This window comes from Volucribacter amazonae (assembly GCF_029783845.1).
Taxonomy (GTDB): domain Bacteria; phylum Pseudomonadota; class Gammaproteobacteria; order Enterobacterales; family Pasteurellaceae; genus Volucribacter; species Volucribacter amazonae.
On record NZ_LWID01000001.1, the window covers coordinates 860110 to 882456 of the forward strand.

Annotated in this window: 21 protein-coding genes; 9 read left to right on the plus strand and 12 right to left on the minus strand. The window is 38.4% G+C overall.

Annotated elements, in window-relative coordinates; translation table 11 throughout:
• Positions 1-41: 41 nt before the first annotated feature.
• A complete protein-coding gene (locus A6A20_RS04250) occupies positions 42-1820 on the minus strand; it encodes an ABC transporter ATP-binding protein/permease (RefSeq protein ID WP_279572297.1) in 1779 nt (592 codons plus the stop codon).
• A gap of 189 nt (positions 1821-2009) precedes the next feature.
• On the opposite strand from A6A20_RS04250, the gene A6A20_RS04255 reads away from it, so the two are divergent.
• On the plus strand, positions 2010-3668 hold the full coding sequence (locus A6A20_RS04255; RefSeq protein ID WP_279572298.1) for a putative transporter: 1659 nt from the start codon (positions 2010-2012) through the stop codon (positions 3666-3668).
• Positions 3669-3736: 68 nt separating this feature from the next.
• Here A6A20_RS04255 and iscX read toward each other — a convergent pair whose 3' ends face one another.
• The 11 genes from iscX to epmB all read right to left on the minus strand — a co-directional run bounded on the left by iscX (position 3737) and on the right by epmB (position 12604).
• A complete protein-coding gene (gene iscX, locus A6A20_RS04260) occupies positions 3737-3931 on the minus strand; it encodes a Fe-S cluster assembly protein IscX (RefSeq protein ID WP_279572299.1) in 195 nt (64 codons plus the stop codon).
• Complete coding sequence (gene fdx / locus A6A20_RS04265) at positions 3931-4272, minus strand: ISC system 2Fe-2S type ferredoxin (RefSeq protein ID WP_132689716.1); 342 nt, start codon at positions 4270-4272, stop codon at positions 3931-3933. Before fdx ends, iscX begins: the two co-directional genes overlap by 1 nt.
• Before the next feature lie 13 nt (positions 4273-4285).
• A complete protein-coding gene (hscA, locus tag A6A20_RS04270) occupies positions 4286-6145 on the minus strand; it encodes a Fe-S protein assembly chaperone HscA (protein ID WP_279572300.1) in 1860 nt (619 codons plus the stop codon).
• Positions 6146-6181: 36 nt separating this feature from the next.
• On the minus strand, positions 6182-6700 hold the full coding sequence (gene hscB, locus A6A20_RS04275; protein WP_279572301.1) for a Fe-S protein assembly co-chaperone HscB: 519 nt from the start codon (positions 6698-6700) through the stop codon (positions 6182-6184).
• Between the two features lie 10 nt (positions 6701-6710).
• A complete protein-coding gene (iscA, locus tag A6A20_RS04280; protein ID WP_279572302.1) occupies positions 6711-7073 on the minus strand; it encodes an iron-sulfur cluster assembly protein IscA in 363 nt (120 codons plus the stop codon).
• Between the two features lie 75 nt (positions 7074-7148).
• Entirely contained in the window at positions 7149-7532 is a 384-nt protein-coding gene (gene iscU / locus A6A20_RS04285) for a Fe-S cluster assembly scaffold IscU (RefSeq protein ID WP_132689728.1), read from the minus strand.
• 91 nt (positions 7533-7623) lie between these two features.
• Complete coding sequence (locus A6A20_RS04290; RefSeq protein WP_279572303.1) at positions 7624-8838, minus strand: IscS subfamily cysteine desulfurase; 1215 nt, start codon at positions 8836-8838, stop codon at positions 7624-7626.
• 33 nt (positions 8839-8871) lie between these two features.
• Positions 8872-9348, minus strand: a complete 477-nt coding sequence (iscR, locus tag A6A20_RS04295; RefSeq protein WP_279572304.1) for a Fe-S cluster assembly transcriptional regulator IscR — start codon at positions 9346-9348, stop codon at positions 8872-8874.
• Positions 9349-9448: 100 nt separating this feature from the next.
• Entirely contained in the window at positions 9449-10165 is a 717-nt protein-coding gene (trmJ, locus tag A6A20_RS04300; RefSeq protein ID WP_279572305.1) for a tRNA (cytosine(32)/uridine(32)-2'-O)-methyltransferase TrmJ, read from the minus strand.
• A gap of 213 nt (positions 10166-10378) precedes the next feature.
• Positions 10379-11527: a LysM-like peptidoglycan-binding domain-containing protein gene (locus tag A6A20_RS04305; RefSeq protein ID WP_279572306.1), complete on the minus strand. Its 1149-nt coding sequence runs from the start codon at positions 11525-11527 to the stop codon at positions 10379-10381.
• A gap of 63 nt (positions 11528-11590) precedes the next feature.
• The gene (gene epmB / locus A6A20_RS04310) at positions 11591-12604 is read right to left on the minus strand and encodes an EF-P beta-lysylation protein EpmB (protein WP_279572307.1); all 1014 of its coding nucleotides are present in this window, start codon (positions 12602-12604) and stop codon (positions 11591-11593) included.
• Positions 12605-12641: 37 nt separating this feature from the next.
• On the opposite strand from epmB, the gene efp reads away from it, so the two are divergent.
• The 8 genes from efp (at position 12642) to manX (ending at position 22343) form a co-directional block, all read left to right on the plus strand.
• Entirely contained in the window at positions 12642-13208 is a 567-nt protein-coding gene (gene efp, locus A6A20_RS04315) for an elongation factor P (protein WP_279572308.1), read from the plus strand.
• Between the two features lie 356 nt (positions 13209-13564).
• Positions 13565-14866 (plus strand): aminopeptidase PepB, encoded by a 1302-nt coding sequence (gene pepB, locus A6A20_RS04320; protein WP_279573740.1) that lies wholly within the window; start codon positions 13565-13567, stop codon positions 14864-14866.
• 1 nt (position 14867) lies between these two features.
• Positions 14868-15287, plus strand: coding sequence for a nucleoside-diphosphate kinase (gene ndk, locus A6A20_RS04325; protein WP_279572309.1), 420 nt, complete (start codon positions 14868-14870; stop codon positions 15285-15287).
• Between the two features lie 230 nt (positions 15288-15517).
• Complete coding sequence (alaS, locus tag A6A20_RS04330; protein WP_279572310.1) at positions 15518-18148, plus strand: alanine--tRNA ligase; 2631 nt, start codon at positions 15518-15520, stop codon at positions 18146-18148.
• A gap of 176 nt (positions 18149-18324) precedes the next feature.
• Entirely contained in the window at positions 18325-18519 is a 195-nt protein-coding gene (gene csrA, locus A6A20_RS04335) for a carbon storage regulator CsrA (protein WP_279572311.1), read from the plus strand.
• Positions 18520-18521: 2 nt separating this feature from the next.
• Positions 18522-19886: a phosphohexomutase domain-containing protein gene (locus A6A20_RS04340; RefSeq protein ID WP_279572312.1), complete on the plus strand. Its 1365-nt coding sequence runs from the start codon at positions 18522-18524 to the stop codon at positions 19884-19886.
• A gap of 76 nt (positions 19887-19962) precedes the next feature.
• Complete coding sequence (galU, locus tag A6A20_RS04345) at positions 19963-20856, plus strand: UTP--glucose-1-phosphate uridylyltransferase GalU (RefSeq protein ID WP_279572313.1); 894 nt, start codon at positions 19963-19965, stop codon at positions 20854-20856.
• 503 nt (positions 20857-21359) lie between these two features.
• The gene (gene manX / locus A6A20_RS04350; RefSeq protein ID WP_279572314.1) at positions 21360-22343 is read left to right on the plus strand and encodes a PTS mannose transporter subunit IIAB; all 984 of its coding nucleotides are present in this window, start codon (positions 21360-21362) and stop codon (positions 22341-22343) included.
• Positions 22344-22347 lie beyond the last annotated feature (4 nt).

Genomic DNA, 22347 nt, shown 5'->3' on the forward strand with positions numbered 1-22347 from the left:
GCGGTGTAAAAATAAAAAATTTTACACCGCACTTTTCTTCATTAAATTAACCGCCAACTTTTATCAGCCTCAATCACTAAACGCTGTTGGTGATAAGCAAACAAGGTTGAGCGATGACCGACACTGATAATGGTGGTGTGAGGTAAGGCTTGTTTTAGTAAACGATACATTGCGTCTTCTAACCCCTCGTCCATACTGGCACTGGCTTCATCTAAAAATGCCACCTTAGGTTTATGCAATAATAAACGGGCAAAGGCTAAACGTTGCTGTTCCCCTAAGGATAACACCCTTGTCCAATCGTTTTCTTGATTTAATTTATCGGTTAAATGCCCTAGTTGCACAGCCTTGAGTAGCTCAATTTCTTGATGAAAAGTGTGTTGTTCAGGGGCGGCGTTAGGATAATGCAAAGCGTCTAAGAGTTTGCCCTGTGGCAAATAAGGTTTTTGTGAAAGGAAAAGCACATCGTCAGGACGAGCGATTTTTCCTTCTGAATAAGGCCATAAGCCTGCGATAGTACGCAATAAGGTAGTTTTCCCTACCCCTGATGCACCACTAATTAGCACTGAACTACCTGCGGGGAAAGTGGCATTTAGCTGATGAATAAGGGGTTCCCCATTGGGTGAATTAATACTCAGTTGCTCAAAAATCACATCACTTGGGTGTGATTGAATATGGGTTTTTGATACTTTGGTGGAAACATTAATGGCATTTTCAAAGCCTGTTAAACGGTCTAATGTAGCTTTGTATTCCGCAAAGGTATCGTACACATTACGAAAATAAGACAGGTTACTATGTAAACGCCCAAATACCTGTATGGTTTGCATTAAATCGCCCAGCTTAATTTGCTTTTCAAAATAACGTCCAATTTGAATTAAAAATGGGAAGACCACAGAAATTTGGCTAACGATTAAGTTAAACCCCGAAAATTTTAAGGTTCTAAATACAATCGCCCACATATTTTTAATGACTTGGCTAAATTGGCGGTATAACAGATTTTTTTCCGCTTTTTCGCCCGCATAAAAAGCAATACTTTCCGCATATTCACGTACCCGAATAAGGGAATAACGGTAATTTGCATTTAATTTTTCGTTTAAGAAACTTAAACTAATTAAGGGGCGTCCTAACCAAAATGCAATAACAGTGCTTACTAACACATAACTAAACACTAAAAATACCATCATATGGGGAATTTCAATGCCGAATAATTGCATTGAGCCAGATAAGCCCCAGAGCAAAATGGTAAAGGAAATAATTGACGTAACCGCACTAATCACCCCTGTGGATAAAGACAAGGTAAATTTTACATAAGATTGAACATCTTGTTGAATACGTTGATCAGGGTTATCTAATAAATTAAAAACTTGTTGTGATTTATAATAAGCCTGATTGGCTAGCCATTTATCCAATAAATTTTTATTTAGCCATTCAATCCAATTTATGGAAAAACGTTGTTCACAATAATAACTAAACAAGGCATTGGTAACACTAATGCCCGCAATAAAACAGAAAATCCCCATTTGATACCAAAATGCTTGTTCATCAAAATCTTGCAAAGCACTGTATAAATTATTATACCAATTTGAGGCGATAAGGCTGACACGCACTTCTAACAGGGTTAAACCCACAATAAACAGAAAGAATAAAATCGGTTTAATGCTACGTTTCGGCGAAATATAGCCTTTTGCCATTGACCAAAACTGTTTTGCCCAGTTGGTGGTTTTGACCAAAATAAACACAGCAAAGGAAAAAACCAATGCGGTAATGGCTAAGTTGCGTAAAATCCAAAGTAATGAGGTAATAATTTCTGTTTGCCAATCCATATTTTCTATAATCTTTATTGAAATGTGTGGTGCATATTGTTGTTAAATTTTGGTTATGTTGCAAGCAAATTTCGCCACCCTTGCCAAATATTTTTTTAAGTTTTGTACAAAAGTTTGAACTAGTGCAGGTTTTTGTGATTTTTTACTTGCTATAATTTTGCTCAGTAAATTTCATTTAAGGGCTTATTTATGACAGATATAGCAATGACAATTAGCCTATTAGCTTTAGTGGCTATAATTGGTTTATGGCTAGGACATTGGAAAATTCGTGGGGTCGGTCTAGGAATTGGTGGTGTATTATTTGGTGGCATTATTGTGGCACATTTTACCCATCAATACGGCATTATGTTGGATACACACACCCTACACTTTATCCAAGAATTTGGCTTAATTTTATTTGTTTATACTATTGGTATCCAAGTCGGCCCCGGTTTTTTTGCCTCTTTGCGTCAAGCAGGATTAAAACTTAATGCCCTTGCCAGTTTAATCGTGATACTTGGGGCAATGGTCATTATTGTGATTTATCAATGTACGGACATTTCTTTAGATATTTTACTAGGGATTTATTCTGGTGCAGTAACCAATACCCCATCATTAGGAGCGGGGCAACAAATTCTTGCTGAATTAGGTATGAAAAATCTAACTAGCACCATGGGAATTTCCTATGCCATTGCCTATCCTTTCGGTATCTGTGGCATTTTATTGACAATGTGGCTAATTCGCTGGTTCTTTAAGGTTAAGCTTGATGAAGAAGCAAGACGTTTTGAACGTGAAAGTGGGCAAGAGCACGAGCATTTAATTAGCGTGAATATGAAAGTCACCAATCCCAATTTAGAGGGATTAGCCTTAAAAGATATTCCCGGCTTTGAACATAAAGAAGTGATTTGTTCAAGGCTAAAACGAGAGGATCAGGTCATTGTACCTAAAGCGGATACCTTAATTTACATTGGCGATTTATTACGCTTAGTGGGCGAATCTGCGGTATTAAAGAAAATGCAGTTAATTATTGGCGAAAAAGTGGACTCTTCCATTTCAATGAAAACCGATTATTTACGTTCTGAACGAGTAGTTGTCACGAACGAAAAGGTGCTTGGTAAAAAAATTCGCCAACTAGGTATTCATCAAAAATTTGGCGTTATGATATCACGACTAAACCGAGCAGGTATTGAACTCGTGCCAACCGCAAATACCATTTTACAATTTGGCGATGTATTACATATTGTTGGACGAGTTGAATCCATAGAACCTGCCATTGCGGTCATTGGTAATGCTCAACAGAAATTACAGCAAGTACAAATGTTGCCCGTTTTTATTGGAATTGGATTAGGGGTTTTACTGGGATCAATTCCCTTTCATTTACCCGGCTTTCCTGTGGCATTAAAACTGGGATTAGCTGGAGGACCTTTGGTTGTAGCACTTATTTTGGCAAGAATAGGCAGTATCGGAAAATTATATTGGTTTATGCCACCGAGTGCGAACCTTGCTTTACGCGAAATTGGTATTGTGTTATTCCTTGCAGTGGTAGGATTAAAATCAGGAGGAAATTTTATGGATACCTTAATCAATGGCAATGGATTAGAATGGATGGGGTACGGCGTGTTAATTACACTTATCCCGTTACTTACCGTAGGCATTATGGCACGACTTTATTTTAAATTGAATTATCTCAGTTTATGCGGATTATTAGCTGGCTCAATGACCGATCCCCCTGCCTTAGCCTTTGCTAATTCATTGAAAGAAGAAAGTGGTGCGGCTGCCTTATCCTATGCTACCGTTTATCCTTTGGCGATGTTTTTACGGATTATTTCCCCTCAGTTATTGGCAATCTTGTTATGGACAGTAATGTGAAAAGAAATAAGAGAAAATAAAAAATTGTTAAAAACAACCGCACTTTTCTTCACTAAGTGCGGTCTATTTTATTCAAATTCTTCTAGCCATTTTAATAGAATAGCCTCTAAAATGGCTTCATTGGATTTCTCGGGATCATCATCAAATTCCTCAAGCTGACAAATCCACTGGTGCATATCGGTAAAACGCACTGTTTTGGGATCAAGTTCAGGATTGAGGTCATATAATGCCCAAGCGATTTCTTGTGAATCTGTCCATTTCATCAATGATTTTCCTCACGAGCATGGTTTAGACTATATTTTGGAATTTCAATTACCAAATCTTCATCGCCTACAATACATTGGCAACTTAATCGGCTATCCACTTCCAAGCCCCAAGCTTTATCCAACATATCGTCTTCTTCATCGGTACTTTCATTTAACGAATCAAAACCTTCACGCACAATCACATGGCAGGTGGTACAAGCACAAGAACCATCACAAGCGTGTTCAATTTCAATGCCAGCCTCTAAGGCTTTTTCTAACACATTATCCCCTTTTGCGGCATCAATAACCATTCCTTCAGGGCAAAGTGTTTCATGGGGTAAAAAGATAATTTTTGTCATTTTTCACTCTCAACTACGACTTTTGAGCAATATCATCAACGGAATGTCCCGTTAATACTGCATTAATGGATTTATTCATACGTCTAGCGGCAAATTCTCTGGTTGCCTGATCAAGGGCTTTGATCCCCTGTTTAATAGCAACGGCATCTTGCTGCTGACGTAATTCATCTAAATTATGAATTGCCATTTTGACGGCGGCAAGCTCTTGTTCATTTAATAAACTTGCATCTTGTTGTAAGGCATTGCGTAAACTGGATAATACTCGTTCCGCCTCTACTTTTTGTTCGGCTAATAAACGTAACTGAATATCTTGTTTAGCATTCTGCATTGAGGCGCGTAGCATATTGGCAATTTCTTCATCGGTTAAACCATAGGACGGTTTAACTTGAATAGAAGATTGAATTCCTGTGGATTTTTCCATTGCGGTAACACTTAATAAGCCATCAGCATCTACTTGATAGGTTACTCTGACGTGAGCCGCTCCCGCTACCATTGCTGGAATACCACGTAAACTAAAACGGGCTAATGAACGGCAATCCGCCACCATTTCTCGTTCGCCTTGTACCACATGCACCGTCATTGCGGTTTGCCCATCTTTGAATGTGGTAAACTCTTGCGCTCTTGCCACTGGAATCGTGGTGTTACGCGGAATAATTTTTTCCACCAAGCCCCCCATGGTTTCAATGCCAAGGGAAAGGGGAATCACATCAAGCAATAGCATTTCGCTGTCAGGTTTATTGCCCGCTAAAATATCCGCTTGAATGGCAGCTCCTAATGCCACCACTTTATCGGGATCAATGGACGTTAATGGCGGTTTATGGAAAAATGCTCCAACTTGCTCACGCACCGCAGGCACTCTGGTTGAACCCCCAACCATTACCACTTGTTGAACGTCCTCAAGGCTCACTTTGGCATCTTTTAACGCTCGGCGACAAGCCTGCAAAGAGCGTTTAATCAATGGCTCAATCAGCTGATTAAATTGTTCACGAGAAATGTTGCCTTGCCACTCGCCATATTGAATATCCGCTTCTTGCTTTTCCGTTAAAGCGATTTTTGTGGCAATCGCCAGTTCAAGTAATTGACGGCGAGCTTGATCATTTTGTGGCGAATATTCTGCTTGCTGTGCAATCCAATCTGCCAATAAATGATCAAAATCATCGCCACCTAGAGCAGTATCACCACCCGTTGCCAATACTTCAAACACCCCTTTCGCTAAACGCAAGATAGAAATATCAAAAGTACCACCACCTAAATCATAAACGGCAATAACCCCCTCTTGCCCACTGTCCAAACCATAAGCAATGGCAGCAGCAGTAGGTTCATTGAGTAAACGCAACACATTGAGATTGGCTAATTTCGCTGCATCTTTTGTGGCTTGACGTTGTGCATCATCAAAATAAGCTGGAACAGTAATGACCGCCCCTGTTAATTCTCCGCCTAAGCGTTGTTCGGCAAGTGCGGTCAGTTTTTGCAAAATTTTGGCAGAAACCTCAATAGGGGAATATTGCCCTTGAACTGTATTTAATAATGGCAAGCCATTTTCGCTTGAGCTAAATTGATAAGGTAAATGGGGATAACGCGCTTGTACGTCCGCCAAACTACGTCCGATTAAACGCTTGACCGATACAATCGTATCCTGCGGGAATTCACTGGCTAACGCCCTTGCTTCATTGCCGACCAAGGTTTGTTGTGGGTTAAAATGTACAACAGAGGGCAATAATGCACGCTGGTGTTCATCTAATAAAATATCGGCATGCCCATTGCGTACCGTTGCCACCAAGGAATTAGTTGTGCCTAAATCAATGCCCACCGCTAAACGGTGTTGGTGTGGTGCCGCACTTTGTCCGGGTTCAGCAATTTGTAATAATGCCATCTCTTTTCTCTTTATATGATTAACTTCTTTTTAAGTTTAAAAGCCAGCCAGTTGATCTTCTATCCGCTCAATTTCTTGTTCTAATTTTTTGATAAATTTTAGACGATCAATATGTAGTTTACTTTGCTGCCATTGTTGTTGCTCAATTTCCGTTGCAAGTGCGGTCAGTTCTTGAGATTTTTTTTCATTTAATGTTTGTTGTAACGACAACAAATCTTGTTCATTTTGGCTTTGTTCAATTTCTTCTAATTGTTCACGCCAACCCATTTGTTCCATAAGAAACGCCATATCATGGGTGGTATTTTCTTTATCAATAGCTTGTCCTGTGGCAATTTCAACAATGGCTTCCGCTCGCAAAATAGGATCTTTAAGCTGTTGATAAGCATCATTTATTTGGGAAGAGCGTTGTAACGCTTCCCGTTGCTGTTGGTCATCTTGTGCCGCAAAATTATCAGGGTGCAAACTTTTTTGTAAGGCAAGATAACGTTGTGATAACTGATTTAAATCAAGCTGGAAACTCACAGGGAGATCAAATAGCTGAAAATGATTTTGCATAGCTTAACCTTTATACATTAAAACTTTCACCACAACCACATTGATCCTTAACATTTGGATTATGGAATTTAAATCCCTCATTTAACCCTTCTTTTGTGAAGTCCAATATTGTTCCTTCTAAATACACAAGGCTTTTAGCGTCCACAATAACTTTTACACCATGTTGCTCAAACACTTGATCATCTTCATTTAATTCATCAACAAATTCAAGTACATAAGCCAATCCTGAACAACCTGAGGTTTTGATACCAAGCCGTAAGCCAATTCCCTTTCCCCGATTGGCTAAAAAGGTTTTAACACGTTGTGCCGCCGCCTCGGTTAATCCCACACCCGTAACAGGCGGAACAGACAAATGTTGTTGTACTGATGACATAAAGGCTCCCAAATTAAGTTTATAGGGCGTGTTGACGCCCTACATAAATCAAAACACAAGTAGTCAAATTGGGGATTATTCGCCTTTTTTCGCTTTATAATCCGCAATCGCTGCTTTAATCGCATCTTCTGCCAAAATAGAACAATGCACTTTCACTGGCGGTAGCTCTAATTCCTCAGCAATTTGGCTATTTTTAATCGCTTGTGCTTCATCAAGAGATTTGCCTTTTACCCATTCAGTAATCAATGAACTGGACGCAATAGCAGAGCCACAACCATAGGTTTTGAACTTCGCATCTTCAATAATGCCTTGTTCATTCACTTTAATTTGCAGTTGCATCACATCACCACAAGCAGGTGCACCGACCATACCTGTTCCTACATCAGCCGCTTTTTTATCAAAAGAACCCACATTGCGTGGATTTTCATAATGATCAATCACTTTGTCACTGTATGCCATTTTATTTTCCTAACCTTAATATACTTATTAAATAAGCAATATGCTTAACCTTTGTTATGGGCGTGAAACTACGCCCGCTATTTTATGAATATTAATGATGCGACCATTCAATGGTAGAAAGATCGATCCCCTCTTTATGCATATCCCATAATGGCGATAAATCACGCAGTTTTGTTACCGCTTTCTTCACTAACTCAATGGTATAATCAATTTCTTCTTCTGTGGTATAACGACCAACGGTAAAACGAATTGAGCTATGGGCTAATTCATCATTCAAACCTAAGGCACGTAATACATAGGAAGGTTCAAGGCTGGCTGAAGTACAAGCAGATCCTGATGATACAGCAATATCACGCAAGGACATCATTAAAGATTCGCCTTCCACAAAATTGAAACTGATATTTAAATTATTATCAATGCGATGATCCATAGAACCATTCACATAGGTTTCTTCAATATCTTTTAAGCCATTGTATAAACGATCACGCAAGGCTTTTAAACGAGGCATTTCTGTTGCCATTTCTTCCTTACAAATACGATAAGCCTCGCCCATACCAACAATTTGATGCACAGGTAAAGTGCCTGAACGCATACCACGTTCATGCCCACCGCCATGAATTAATGCCTCTAATCTGACACGCGGTTTACGGCGAACATATAATGCCCCAATCCCTTTTGGACCATAGAGTTTATGGCTTGACATTGACATTAAGTCCACTTTTAATTCTGCCAAATTAATCGGTAATTTTCCTACGCTCTGTGTCGCATCAACATGGAAAATAATTTTACGTTCACGACATAACTCGCCAATAGCCGCAATATCTTGAATCACACCGATTTCATTGTTGACATGCATAATAGACACTAAAATGGTGTCATCACGCATCGCCGCTTTTAGCTCATCTAAATCAATAAGCCCATCAGATTTAGGGGCTAAATAGGTTACTTCAAATCCTTCACGCTCTAATTGACGGCAAGTATCTAGCACTGCCTTATGCTCTGTTTTACAAGTGATAATATGTTTACCCTTGTTTTGGTAAAAATGTGCCGCCCCTTTAATAGCAAGGTTATCTGCCTCTGTTGCACCAGAAGTAAACACAATCTCTCTTGAATCTGCACCAATAAGCTCAGCAATTTGATTACGAGCAACATCTACCGCCTCTTCTGCTGTCCAACCAAATTTATGGGAACGTGAGGCAGGATTACCAAATACCCCCTCAACGGTTAAATATTCCATCATTTTCTTTGCTACACGCTCATCAACAGGACAAGTTGCAGCATAATCCAAATAAATTGGTAATTTCATTTTCACTCCTAACCAAACTATCGTGTTACCAAATTAACGATTGACAACCAACAAACTCTCTAACTTATGGGGATAAGCAGAAGATAATTTTTGTTGTACTTGTTTTTCATAATGTTTATCTACTAACTCAGCTAAAGTAATTTCATTTAAAAATTGTTCAATGCGCAAACTTAATTGGTCCCATAAGGAATGGGTAAGACATTCATGCCCACCTTGACAATTTCCCTTACCTAAGCATTTTGTTACATTAATATTTTCATTGACAGCAGCAATTATCATACCAATAGAAATTTTGTTACTGGCATAGCCTAAACAATAACCACCGCCTGGGCCTCTTACGCTTTTCACCAAACCATGACGCCTTAATTTAGCAAATAACTGCTCTAAATAGGACAAAGAAATATGCTGTCGCTCAGAAATATCCGCAAGTGTTACGGGCTTTTCATTAGAATACAAAGCAATATCTAAAATCGCTGTAACAGCATAACGTCCTTTTGAAGTCAATTTCATTGTAACGTCCCTAGCTTAATGATGAATAGCAGAGATCTTACATAACCTATTAAATTAGTCAACTATTTAGCCATTGAATCTATAAATTAAACCAATAGGACTAGCGAATATGCCGTTTAACCGCACTCAACATACCTTGTAAAATATTTAATTCATTTTGTTCAATGCCTGAACGATAATAAAAACGCCGAAGTTTTTGCATTACCCCTTGATTTTGAATAAAACCAAGCTGTTGATAAAGTGCTTCCGTTTGTTGTAAAAAATGTTCTAACTGCTTTGCGGTCGGTAAATTAGTTAAAGGACAATCTTTAGTTTGGCTCTGAGTATGCTGCAACCAAGCCATACGCAATTCATAGCTAATTAATTGAACCGCCATGGCTAAATTCAATGATGAATAAGCAGGATTAGCAGGAATCGCAAGATGATAATGACATTGCAATAACTCAGCATTGGTTAATCCTACTCGCTCCCGCCCAAAAACAATCGCCACGTTATGCCCTAGCATTGCTTGTTGTATCACTAATTGTGCATTTTGACGAGGATCAAGCAAATTATTTTGTATATGGCGACTTCTCGCACTTGTTCCTACCACCAACTGGCAATCAGCAACCGCACAAGCTAAATTAGGCTGGATTTCCGCTTGTTGCAAAATATCGGAAGCATTAGCAGATAAAGAAATAGCTTGTTCATCAATAGGTTGTAATGGATTTACCAAACACAACCGAGTCAACCCCATCGTCTTCATTGCCCGAGCGGTAGAACCAATATTACCACTATGCGAGGTTTCTACTAATACAATTTTAATCTGTGCCAACATAACAATACGCTTTATTTATTTTATCTTAAACCGTCCCCAAACAGCGCCTATTCTAGCATAGATTATGTTTAGTTGAATCCGCTAACTTTATTACACCCAGTTAATTTTTAAGCCAAAAGGAATAACTAATTAACATTTTATAACTAATTAGCATAAATTATTACTAATTAATAAAAAGCTAAACAGGATTTCTCCTGTTTAGCTTAAGAGCCATTATTTACGATAAATATAGCTACCATCTGCTTGGCGAATAAAACGTGAGCCATTTTGTAAACGTAATTCGCCGACACGTCCATTGGGTTGAATAGAAACTTGAACTTTATCGCCAGGTTTAAAACTGCTTAATACATTACCCGCTCCATTGGCTCTGGTCATAGCATTGACATCAGAAATGTTCAAGTTATTATCGCGAAATACTTGCATTAATGATACGCCTTTGCTAATGGTAAGGGTTTTATTTGTACCTGTTGCGACGGTATTTGTTTTTGCTTTATTGGCTTCTACTACAGGTGCTGGTTTATTGGTGTTTTGTTTGTTTTCCACCGGGCGATTTGTCGCAGGACGTGGTGTAGCTTTTGCCGTATTTTGTACTGCTTTTGTGGCAGGTTTTTGTTCTGTTTTTGGTGCAGTTTTTACGGATTCAGCTTGGCGAGCCGGTGGAGCTATTGTTTGGCTGTGATGTACGGTTTCTTCTGCCACAGCTTCTGCTTTGGGTAATACAACGGCACTGGCAATATTTGCCGCTGTTGTCATTAAGGAAGGAGCGGTAAATTGTATTTGCTCGGTAATGATGATTTCTGGCTCAGCATCATTTTCTTCAACAATTAAACTTTGATCTAAGGGTTGAAATTCAATAGGTAAATTATTTTGGCTTTGGTGCAGTGAATCGACAGTGCTTGAACTTGGTTTTAACCATAAAAATAATAATAACAAAATAATAAAGGCACATAACGCCACCACAATACGGCGATGTTTCTGTGGTAATTTCTGTAAGAATGCCCAATTTTCTGGGCGTTTCCAGTCAAATCCTTTTTCTGTTTTCGTTTCTGTTAAACTTGGATTTTCCTTGTGATGTTGTGAATGTTCTAAGTCTTGAACTTGCTCAAGCCCTGTTTCATTTTCTGTAAGCTTTTCTTGTTCATCATTTACTGAGGGTTGTGATTGAGTAAGACTAGGCTCTTGGCGTATTTTTTCTTCTTTTTGGGTACGCCCAAAAGTTGCCACTATACCCTTTACTTTATCCCAAAAGGAAGGGGTAGGTTCCACCACTTTTTTGGGGGTAATGGGTTCAATTTGATTAAATTCTAAATCTAATTGGTTTTGCTCTGGCTGTTGCTGTGTGTTGTTTTTGTCGGAATCCACAATGTACCTCAATAAAATAAATCAAACAAGTATAAACATTCTAACGGATTTTTATTGATTTTTCTAATCCGAATACAGGGTTTTATTGGGTTGATGTGCAATTTCTCTAGCTAATTTGGGGACTAAATAGCCTGAGCTAATGCGTTGTAATTCTTGATAAATTTGCAATGCTTTATGATCATCAAGGTAAAAATGACTTGCCCCAGCCACTTTATCTAATAAATGTAAATAATAGGGCAAAATCGTGCAATCAAAGAGTTTTTCATTAAGTTGCTTTAAAGTTTGTGCATTATCATTTACCGCTTTTAATAACACTGATTGATTGAGTAAGGTTACGCCAGCTTGACGTAGCTGTAACATTGCTTGTTTAAAGCGTTGATCAATTTCATTGGCGTGATTAATATGGGTAACCAGTACACAAGCAAAACGACTTTGTGCTAATAATTGACAAAATTCTTGCGTAATACGTTGTGGGATCATCACTGGCAAGCGAGTATGAATACGCAAACGTTGTAAGTGCGGTAGGTTTTCCAATTTTTTTATTAACCAAGCCAATTCGTGATCCTTTGCCATTAGGGGATCACCACCAGAAAAAATCACTTCTTCTATTTCTTGATGTTGAGCAATATATTCAATCGCTTTTGTCCAATTTGCCTTATTCCCTTGATTTTCCGCATAAGGAAAATGGCGGCGAAAACAATAACGACAATTTACCGCACAGCCCCCTTTGACCATTAATAACAAACGATTATGGTATTTATGCAAAATATTCGGCACAGGCGGTTGTTGTTCTTCCAAGGGATCGTTACTAAATCCCTCGGCGGAAAGAAATTCTTGTGGTAAGGTCATGACCTGTAAAAATAACGGATCTTGCGGATCGGCTTTTTTCATTTTTTCAACAAAAGGCAAAGGCACACGCATCGGAAAAAGTTTACGTGCCTCAATGCCAGCCAAAAAAGGGGCTAAAGGTAATTGCAACGCATTTAATAATTGTTTGGGGTCGGAAATTGCACTAGCAAGGTAATCTGTCCAATTTTGATCTTCTCTATTTAAGGGGTTTTGAGTTAGAATACACACTTTCTATACAACTAAGCTAATTTAATTTGAGGAAAATATGGCTACATATACTACCACTGATTTCAAACCAGGTCTAAAATTCATGCAAGATGGCGAACCTTGTGTGATTATTGAAAATGAATTTGTTAAACCGGGTAAAGGTCAAGCATTCACTCGCACGCGTATTCGTAAATTGATTTCTGGTAAAGTGTTAGATGTCAATTTTAAATCAGGTACATCAGTAGAAGCGGCAGATGTGATGGATTTAAATCTTATTTATTCATATAAAGATGACGCCTTCTGGTATTTTATGCACCCAGAAACCTTTGAACAATATTCAGCAGATGAAAAAGCGGTGGGCGATTCGGCTAAATGGCTATTAGATCAAGCAGAATGTATTATCACATTATGGAATGGTGCACCAATCAATGTAACGCCACCTAACTTTGTTGAATTAGAAGTGGTTGATACTGATCCGGGCTTAAAAGGCGATACAGCAGGAACTGGGGGCAAACCAGCGACATTAAGCACAGGAGCCGTAGTAAGAGTGCCATTATTTGTACAAATCGGCGAAGTGATTCGTGTGGATACACGTTCTGGCGAATATGTTTCTCGGGTAAAATAACCTTGAGTTGCTTTAGATAAAATAAAAAGGAAAAGTTTATGCTTTTCCTTTTTATTCATATAAAGAGCGTATTAATAAAAATATTTTCTTTTTCTAAAGTAGATTATTTCTCTTTAAAATAATACAGCATTGGTACATATTATCGTATATTGTCTTGTCTTATTTCAAATTATAGTCGTTTCAATTTAAAATAAGACAAGGCGGTATGCCGAAAATAGTACAAAGTGTACGGCAAGGCGTACCAACGCCATATTATTTTAAAGTGGGGCAACGATAAAACAACGATACTATTTACTTTAGGCTAAATAATATCTATTTTATTGTTTATCATAATACAATGGAGCAAAAAGATGGCAATGGAAATAAAATTATCAAATCAGGTTGCTAATGAACAAATTTGGGGGAAAAATGCAATTCTTTCCTTTACTGAAACCTCAGCAATTATTCATCTTAAACCACAAGAAAATCTCATATTAATCCAAAAAGCAGCACGAAAATTACGAAATCAAGGAATAAAACAAGCAAAACTAACTGGTGAGGGGTGGAATTGGCAATATTGTTGGGCGTTTCAACAAGGATTTTATAGCAGTAAGCAAGAATACCAACTCACATTTCCTGACCTACCAAAACTTGAGCAACGTCAATTAACCAATTTAGTGGATTGTAGCCAGTTTACTCGTGAAATCATTAATTTACCAGCCACAGTGATTACCCCAGAACAATTAGCGCAACGGGCAGCCCAATTTATTACGCAACAGGCAGAAAAGGTAAATCAATCTCGTGCGGTAAAATACCATATTTTAAATAATGATCAATTACATAGGCAAGGATATTTAGGTATTTGGAATGTAGGAAAAGGCTCTGTAAATCCACCAGTAATGTTACAACTGGATTTTAATCCTACTGGCGATGAACAAGCCCCTGTATTGGCAAGTTTAGTGGGGAAAGGCATTACTTTTGACAGCGGGGGTTATAGCCTAAAACCAAGTAATAGTATGGATACTATGCGTTCTGATATGGGCGGTGCAGCATTATTAACAGGGGCATTAGGGCTAGCCATTGCCCAAGGATTAAAACAACGTGTCAAACTTTATTTATGCTGTGCTGAAAATATGGTAAGTAGCCATGCCTTTAAATTAGGCGATATAATTGAATATCGTAATGGTGTTAGCGTTGAAGTATTAAATACTGATGCGGAAGGGCGTTTAGTCTTGGCTGATGGTTTAATTGATGCAGATAAAGATAATGCAAAACTGATGATTGATTGTGCCACATTAACAGGTGCGGCGAAAGTAGCAGTAGGTAATGACTATCATTCTGTATTAACTATGGACGATAAACTTGCACAGGCATTATTTACCGCAGCGGAGCAAAGTAACGAACCATTTTGGCGTTTACCTTTTGCTGAGCGACATCGTGGGCAAATTGATTCTGCTTTTGCTGATATTGCAAATGTGGGGTCAGTGCCAGTTGGTGCAGGTGCAAGCACCGCAACTGCTTTTTTATCTTACTTTGTACAAAATTATCAACAACATTGGTTACACATTGATTGTTCAGCCACATTTTGCAAAAGTGGTAACGCATTATGGGCTGCGGGCGCAACGGGCTTAGGAATACAAACCTTAGCCACATTATTATTAAACCAACAGGGGGATTAATATGGCAATTGAACGTACATTGGCAATTATTAAACCAGATGCAACACAACGTGCAATAATTGGCACAATTTTGGCACGTTTTGAACAAGCGAAATTGAAAATTGTTGCCTTAAAAATGGTACAACTGGATCAAGCTCAAGCTGAGGGATTTTATGCGGAACATAAAGACAAACCTTTTTTTCAGTCTTTAGTGGCTTTTATGACCTCAGCCCCTGTGGTTGTCGCTGTCTTAGAGGGCGAAAATGCAGTAAAAAATTATCGTGAATTAATTGGAGCAACCAATTTAACGGAAGCAAGGGTAGGCACAATTCGTCATGATTTTGCTTTAACCTCAAGTAAAAACTCAGTGCATGGTTCGGATAGCCTTGCTTCGGCTCAACGAGAAATTGCCTATTTCTTTGTGGAAGATGAATTATTTTAAGGATATTAAAAATAATTGAAAAATAGACCGCACTTTTTTGTGTATTATGCAAAAGTGCGGTGGATTTTTATCTTGTTTTTCATATCAAATAGTGAGAATAAAATTTATTGTTGGATCGTTTGGATAAACCTCAAAAGTATGCCACAATATGGGATAGGCAAAAAATTATTTCGTGGTCGCCTTTTTAAATATAAAAATATTTTCTAAGGTACATATTGCAAGGTTTATTAATGAAAACAACAGCACAAATTAGACAGTCATTTCTAGATTTTTTTCACAGTAAAGGACATCAAATCGTCGATAGCAGTTCTTTAATTCCCGATAATGATCCTACATTGCTTTTTACTAATGCTGGTATGAACCAGTTTAAAGATGTATTTCTTGGTTTAGATAAGCGTCCTTATTCTCGAGCAACCACTGCCCAACGTTGTGTGCGAGCAGGTGGTAAACATAATGATCTTGAGAATGTGGGTTATACGGCACGTCATCATACATTTTTTGAAATGTTAGGTAATTTCAGTTTTGGCGATTATTTTAAACATGATGCCATTCATTTTGCTTGGGAATATCTTACTTCACCACAATGGCTTGGCTTGCCGAAAGAAAGATTGTGGGTTACTGTCTATGAAACAGATCAAGAAGCCTATGATATTTGGCATCAACAAATTGGCATTCCTGCCGAACGAATTATTCGAATTGGTGATAATAAAGGCGAACCGGGTAGTTATGCCTCGGATAATTTCTGGCAAATGGGGGATACAGGTCCTTGTGGTCCTTGTACTGAAATTTTTTATGATCATGGTGAACATATTTGGGGCGGCCCACCGGGATCTGCCGAAGAAGATGGCGATCGTTATATTGAAATTTGGAATGTGGTTTTCATGCAATATAATCGCCAAGCCGATGGCACAATGGAAAAATTACCAAAACCTTCCGTTGATACGGGAATGGGCTTAGAACGTATTGCCGCGGTGTTGCAACATGTAAATTCTAACTATGAAATTGATATTTTCCAAACCTTAATCGCAAAAGCCGCAGAGATTACAGGCGAGCGAGATTTAAATAATAAATCTTTACGTGTCATTGCCGATCATATCCGTTCTTGTGCTTATCTTATTGCTGATGGCGTACTTCCTTCTAATGAAGGGCGTGGTTATGTTTTACGCCGTATTATCCGTCGTGCAGTGCGTCATGGTCATTTACTCGGTGCGAAAGAAGCCTTTTTCTATAAATTAGTGCCAACTTTAATTGAGGTTATGGCGAGTGCGGCGAAAGATTTAAAAACTAAACAAGCTCAAATTGAAAAAGTCTTACGCTTAGAAGAAGAACAATTTGCTCGTACCTTAGAACGTGGATTAGCACTGCTTGATGAGGCCTTAGCTGAGGTAACTCATGGACAATTATCTGGCGAAGTAGCATTTAAATTATATGATACCTATGGTTTCCCATTAGATTTAACGGCTGATGTTTGTCGAGAACGTAATATTACCATTGATGAACAAGGCTTTGAGCAAGCAATGGAACAGCAACGGATAAGAGCGCAATCGGCAAATCAATTTGCTATGGATTATAACAACCTTATTCGTGTTGAGGGTTCAACCCAATTTGAGGGGTATACTGAGGCAGAATCTTTGGCAAAAGTAACCGCACTTTTTTATGAAGGCAAAGCTGTTGACCATATTCAAGCTGGGCAAAGTGCGGTAGTTATTTTAGAAAATACTCCGTTTTATGCCGAATCTGGTGGACAAGTTGGCGATAGTGGTTATTTGTCAGGTAATGGCTTGTTATTTAAAGTAACGGATACCCAAAAATATGGTCAAGTCTTTGGTCATATTGGCGAGTTGCAACAAGGAACATTAGAAGTAGGGCAAACGGTAAATGCCGTAGTGGATACCGAACGCCGTCAGGCAACCTCTTTAAATCATTCAGCAACGCATTTATTACACGCCGCATTGCGTCAGGTATTAGGGGATCACGTGGCACAAAAAGGCTCTTTAGTCGCTGAGAACGGATTACGCTTTGACTTTATCCAACCAGAACCCGTAACCAAACAGCAGTTAGCAGAAATTGAACGTTTAGTTAATCAAGAAGTACGAGCAAATTATCCAATTGTAACCCAAGTCATGGCGTTAGACGAGGCGAAAGCAAAAGGGGCAATGGCATTATTTGGCGAAAAATATGGTGAGCAAGTGCGTGTGGTCGGTATGGGAGATTTCTCAATAGAATTATGTGGGGGTATCCATGCACAACGTACGGGCGATATTGGTTTATTTAAAATTACAGCGGAAACTGCCGTAGCCGCAGGTATTCGCCGTATTGAAGCGGTAACAGGTGAACAAGCAATAAATTGGTTGCATCATCAGCAATCTTTATTAACACAGAGCGCGGAATTATTAAAATCTGATGTGAACTCAATTGTTGATAAGATTCATCAGTTACAAGAGAAAGCAAAGAAAACTGAAAAAGAATTGCAACAGTTAAAAGATAAAATGGCACAGCAAGCGGGTGCTGATTTAGCCAAGAATGCAATCAAAATCCATGATGTTGCAGTGGTTGTGCAACGTTTAGATAATGTAGATAGCAAATCTTTACGGATAATGGTTGATGATCTTAAAAATCAGTTAGGCTCAGCTGTAATTGTTTTCGCCTCAGTAATGGGGGAAAAAGTAAACTTGGTAGTAGGAGTTACGCAGGATCTAACCAGCAAAGTGAAAGCGGGCGAGTTAGTAAATATGTTAGCTCAACAAGTAGGTGGAAAAGGCGGTGGTCGTCCTGATATGGCGATGGCTGGCGGTACTCAACCTAATAACATTAATGTTGCATTATCGGGTTGTTTAGATTGGTTACAAACACATTTGTAATTATATTTTTAATATGAATTATTTGTGACAGATCACAGCTTATATTCACCACACCAACAATAAGTTGGTTTGGTTATGATGATAATTCGTTGTCATTATCATAGTTTAAGTAAGAAGGATCTTGTAAGTAATAAGGATATTTTCAATATAAATTACAAACAAGAAGGGGAGTTTGTATGCTAATATTAACCCGAAAACTTGGTGAAAGTTTGCTGATTGGTGATGATATTTCTATCACAATCTTGAGCATGCGTGGTAACCAAATAAAAATTGGTGTTAATGCACCGAAAAATATTTCTGTTCATCGTGAAGAAATTTATCGGCGGATTAAACAATCTCAAGACGAGAAAGAAAGCCAAAATAGGGATTAAAGATGGAAAAATTAACTTGTTTTAAAGCCTATGATATTCGTGGTCAGCTAGGTTCAGAACTCAATACGGATATTGTCTATCGCATTGGTCGTGCTTTTGGGCAATTTCTACAACCTAAAACCATCGTGGTCGGTGGTGATGTACGTTTGACGAGTAAAGAGCTCAAAAGTGCTGTTACCAATGGATTATTGGACGCTGGCGTTAATGTAATCGATCTGGGAGAAGTGGGTACAGAAGAAGTTTATTTTGCGACTTCTTTTTTACAAGCTGATGGAGGAATAGAGGTTACAGCAAGTCATAATCCAATGGATTATAATGGCTTAAAACTGGTACGAGAGGGATCTCGCCCAATTAGTGCTGACACAGGTTTAGCCGAGATACAACGCCTAGCAGAAGAAAATAATTTTCCTGTTGTTAGCAAACGTGGGCATTATAAGCAACAATCTGTGGTTGGCGATTATGTAGAACATTTACTTTCTTATATTAATCTCGCTACTCTCACACCATTAAAATTGGTTATTAATTCAGGTAACGGGGCGGCTGGGCATATTATTGATGCCATTGAAGCACAATTTAAGGTTCATCAAGTCCCTGTGGAAATCGTGAAGATCCATAATAATCCAGACGGTACTTTTCCACATGGTATTCCTAATCCATTACTACATGAAAACCGCCAAGATACTATAGATGCAGTGAAAAAGCACCACGCAGATATGGGGATTGCCTTTGATGGTGATTTTGACCGTTGTTTCCTATTTGATGAAAATGGCGAATTTATTGAAGGCTATTATATTGTGGGCTTATTGGCTCAGGCTTTCTTGGCAAAACAGCCCGGTGCAAAAATTATTTATGACCCTCGTTTAGTATGGAATACCCAAGAGCTAGTTGAAAAAAATGGCGGGCAGGCGATTATGTCTAAATCAGGGCATTCCTTTATTAAGGAAAAAATGCGGGCTGAAGATGCCATTTATGGCGGAGAAATGAGTGCTCATCATTATTTTCGTGATTTTAATTATTGCGATAGCGGTATGATCCCTTGGTTATTGGTCATGGAGCTATTGTGCAAAACTGGAAAAAGTTTAGGGCAATTAGTGAATGAAAGTGTTAAACGCTATCCTTCGCCAGGGGAAATTAATAGTAAATTGACGGATGCACAAAAAAGCATTGCTCGTGTCAAAGAATTTTATGCCCCTAATGCCATTAAAGTAGAAGAAATTGATGGCATTAGCCTTGAGTATCCACAATGGCGTTTTAATTTGCGTAGTTCCAATACAGAACCAGTGGTACGCTTAAATTTAGAAACGCGTGGCGATGAACAGCTAATGCAGGAAAAAACAGAAGAAGTATTAGCCTTATTACGCCAATAAAAATTATTGCAAATTAGACCGCACTTTTAGAATAGCAAAAGTGCGGTCTATTTATAAAAAATTTAAGGATAAAAAAATGAAAGCAATTATCCCTGTTGCAGGGCTAGGCACAAGAATGTTACCTGCCACTAAGGCAATACCAAAAGAAATGTTGACCATTGCAGATAAACCGCTTATTCAATATATTGTTAATGAATGTGTTGCGGCGGGTATTAAAGAAATTGTCTTGGTTACACATTCATCAAAAAATGCCATAGAAAACCATTTTGACACTTCTTTTGAATTAGAAACTATGCTAGAAAAACGGGTAAAACGGCAATTACTTGATGAAGTACGTTCCATTTGTCCTAAAGACGTAACCATTATGCATGTACGTCAAGGTAATGCAAAAGGTTTGGGGCATGCGGTATTATGTGGCCGTCCACTGGTTGGCAATGAACCCTTTGCGGTAGTTTTACCCGATGTATTACTCGCGGATTTCAGTGCGGATCAACGTAAAGAAAACCTCTCAGCGATGATTAAACGTTTCCAAGCGACACAAGCAAGTCAAATCATGGTAAGACCCGTAGAAATGCAAGAAGTGAGTAGTTATGGAATTGCTGATTGTAATAATGCACCATTAACAGCAGGAGAAAGTACTAAAATAAAATCTATTGTAGAAAAACCTGCTATTGAGAAAGCACCCTCTAATCTTGCTGTTGTTGGGCGTTATGTATTTTCTGCCACCATTTGGGATCTGTTAGAAAAAACGCCTATCGGCGTTGGCGATGAAATCCAATTAACCGATGCCATTGATATGCTGATTGAAAAAGAACCCGTTGAGGCTTTTCATATGACAGGCGAAACCTTTGATTGTGGCGATAAATTGGGTTATATGCAGGCGTTTGTGGAATACAGTTTACAACATGCTAAATTAGGGAATGAATTTAAGCAATATTTAAAATCTTTGCAAACCAAGTTATCTGATTGATATAAGAGGTTATTTCGTGATCATACATTGAAATACACGCCTAAATAAAAACGACTGTCGAGGGAGGGAAATATAAAAGTTCCTTCTAGCTTTAATTGTGGGGATTGTTACAATTATTACATGTAACAATATTTTATAGTCGTAATTTAAAATAAGACAAGACGGTACGTCGAAGACAGTACGAATAGTACGGCGAGGCGTACCAACACAGTATTATTTTAAAGTGGGACGACTATAATTCAAAAAACCACCGCACTTTAAATAACATACCTATTTTGTTTTTAATTTGTACTCCCTTAAAATAAAACATACTCAATAAGGAGTATTTAGGTATTACCCAAAGCATAAAATCTATTCAATCACATCAAAATCCTGCTATTTTTTCATATGAAATTTCAATTTTGTGAAGTTCGTCATATTTCGTTAAGCGGTTTTCCGCTAGACTTAGCGCCGCATACAAATCATTTGGTATTTATTATTTTATTTAAATTTAAGGAGAATAGATGAGTATTGCGATTATCATAGCAACCCATGGTATCGCCGCTGAGCAGTTGTTAAAAACGACAGAAATGCTTATTGGTGAACAAGAAAACGTTGCTTATATTGACTTTGTTGCGGGCGAAAATGCTGAAACGATTATGGAGAAATATCAACAAAAACTCGATAACGAATTAGCCCATTGCCAGCAAGTATTATTCTTAGTTGATACTTGGGGCGGTAGTCCATTTAATGCGGCTAACCGTATCGCTGATGGCAAAGACAATATGGATATTGTGACTGGTGTCAATGTGCCGATGTTAGTAGAAACCTTTATGGCGAGAGATGATGAACCCACACTAAATGAATTAGTGGAGGTCGCCTTAGAAGCAGGACGTTTAGGGGTGAGAGCATTAAAATACCAAGAAGAACAACAAGAAAAAACACCTGAAGTTACGCCTTCTCAGCCTCAAACTTCAGCACCGAGCCAACCGTCTGTTATTGATAATGGCAAACGTATGACCTTTGGTTTAGTGAGAATTGATGATCGTCTTATCCATGGTCAGGTGGCGACTCGTTGGACGAAAGAAAGTAAAGTGAGTCGTATTATTGTGGTTAATGATGATGTGGCGAAAGATCAAGTGCGTTCTACCATGTTAAAAAGTGTTGCTCCACCCGGGGTTACTGCTCACGTTGTGAATGTAGATAAAATGGTACGGGTTTACAACAATCCTGAATATGGCGATGAACGAGTTATGCTCTTATTTACCAATCCAACGGATATTGTGCGTTTACTTGATGCAGGCGTACCAATGCAATCCATTAATATCGGTGGTATGGCTTATCGAGAAGGTAAGAAAATGATTACCAGTGCTGTTTCTGTGGATCAACAAGATATTGACGCCTTTAAAAATATTGCTGCCCGTAATATTGAACTTGATGTGCGTAAAGTATCCAATGATAGCCGTCAATATATGATGGATTTGTTAAAGAAAAATAACTTAGTCTAAGGAT

Coding starts and splice junctions, on each gene's coding strand:
- iscX (WP_279572299.1), bottom strand. CDS start 3,931: ATGAAATGGACAGATTCACAAGAAATCGCTTGGGCATTATATGACCTC.
- galU (WP_279572313.1), top strand. CDS start 19,963: ATGAAAGCAATTATCCCTGTTGCAGGGCTAGGCACAAGAATGTTACCT.
- iscR (WP_279572304.1), bottom strand. CDS start 9,348: ATGAAATTGACTTCAAAAGGACGTTATGCTGTTACAGCGATTTTAGAT.
- iscU (WP_132689728.1), bottom strand. CDS start 7,532: ATGGCATACAGTGACAAAGTGATTGATCATTATGAAAATCCACGCAAT.
- iscA (WP_279572302.1), bottom strand. CDS start 7,073: ATGTCATCAGTACAACAACATTTGTCTGTTCCGCCTGTTACGGGTGTG.
- A6A20_RS04255 (WP_279572298.1), top strand. CDS start 2,010: ATGACAGATATAGCAATGACAATTAGCCTATTAGCTTTAGTGGCTATA.
- A6A20_RS04250 (WP_279572297.1), bottom strand. CDS start 1,820: ATGGATTGGCAAACAGAAATTATTACCTCATTACTTTGGATTTTACGC.
- csrA (WP_279572311.1), top strand. CDS start 18,325: ATGCTAATATTAACCCGAAAACTTGGTGAAAGTTTGCTGATTGGTGAT.
- A6A20_RS04340 (WP_279572312.1), top strand. CDS start 18,522: ATGGAAAAATTAACTTGTTTTAAAGCCTATGATATTCGTGGTCAGCTA.
- A6A20_RS04290 (WP_279572303.1), bottom strand. CDS start 8,838: ATGAAATTACCAATTTATTTGGATTATGCTGCAACTTGTCCTGTTGAT.
- alaS (WP_279572310.1), top strand. CDS start 15,518: ATGAAAACAACAGCACAAATTAGACAGTCATTTCTAGATTTTTTTCAC.
- hscB (WP_279572301.1), bottom strand. CDS start 6,700: ATGCAAAATCATTTTCAGCTATTTGATCTCCCTGTGAGTTTCCAGCTT.
- efp (WP_279572308.1), top strand. CDS start 12,642: ATGGCTACATATACTACCACTGATTTCAAACCAGGTCTAAAATTCATG.
- fdx (WP_132689716.1), bottom strand. CDS start 4,272: ATGACAAAAATTATCTTTTTACCCCATGAAACACTTTGCCCTGAAGGA.
- hscA (WP_279572300.1), bottom strand. CDS start 6,145: ATGGCATTATTACAAATTGCTGAACCCGGACAAAGTGCGGCACCACAC.
- manX (WP_279572314.1), top strand. CDS start 21,360: ATGAGTATTGCGATTATCATAGCAACCCATGGTATCGCCGCTGAGCAG.
- pepB (WP_279573740.1), top strand. CDS start 13,565: ATGGAAATAAAATTATCAAATCAGGTTGCTAATGAACAAATTTGGGGG.
- trmJ (WP_279572305.1), bottom strand. CDS start 10,165: ATGTTGGCACAGATTAAAATTGTATTAGTAGAAACCTCGCATAGTGGT.
- ndk (WP_279572309.1), top strand. CDS start 14,868: ATGGCAATTGAACGTACATTGGCAATTATTAAACCAGATGCAACACAA.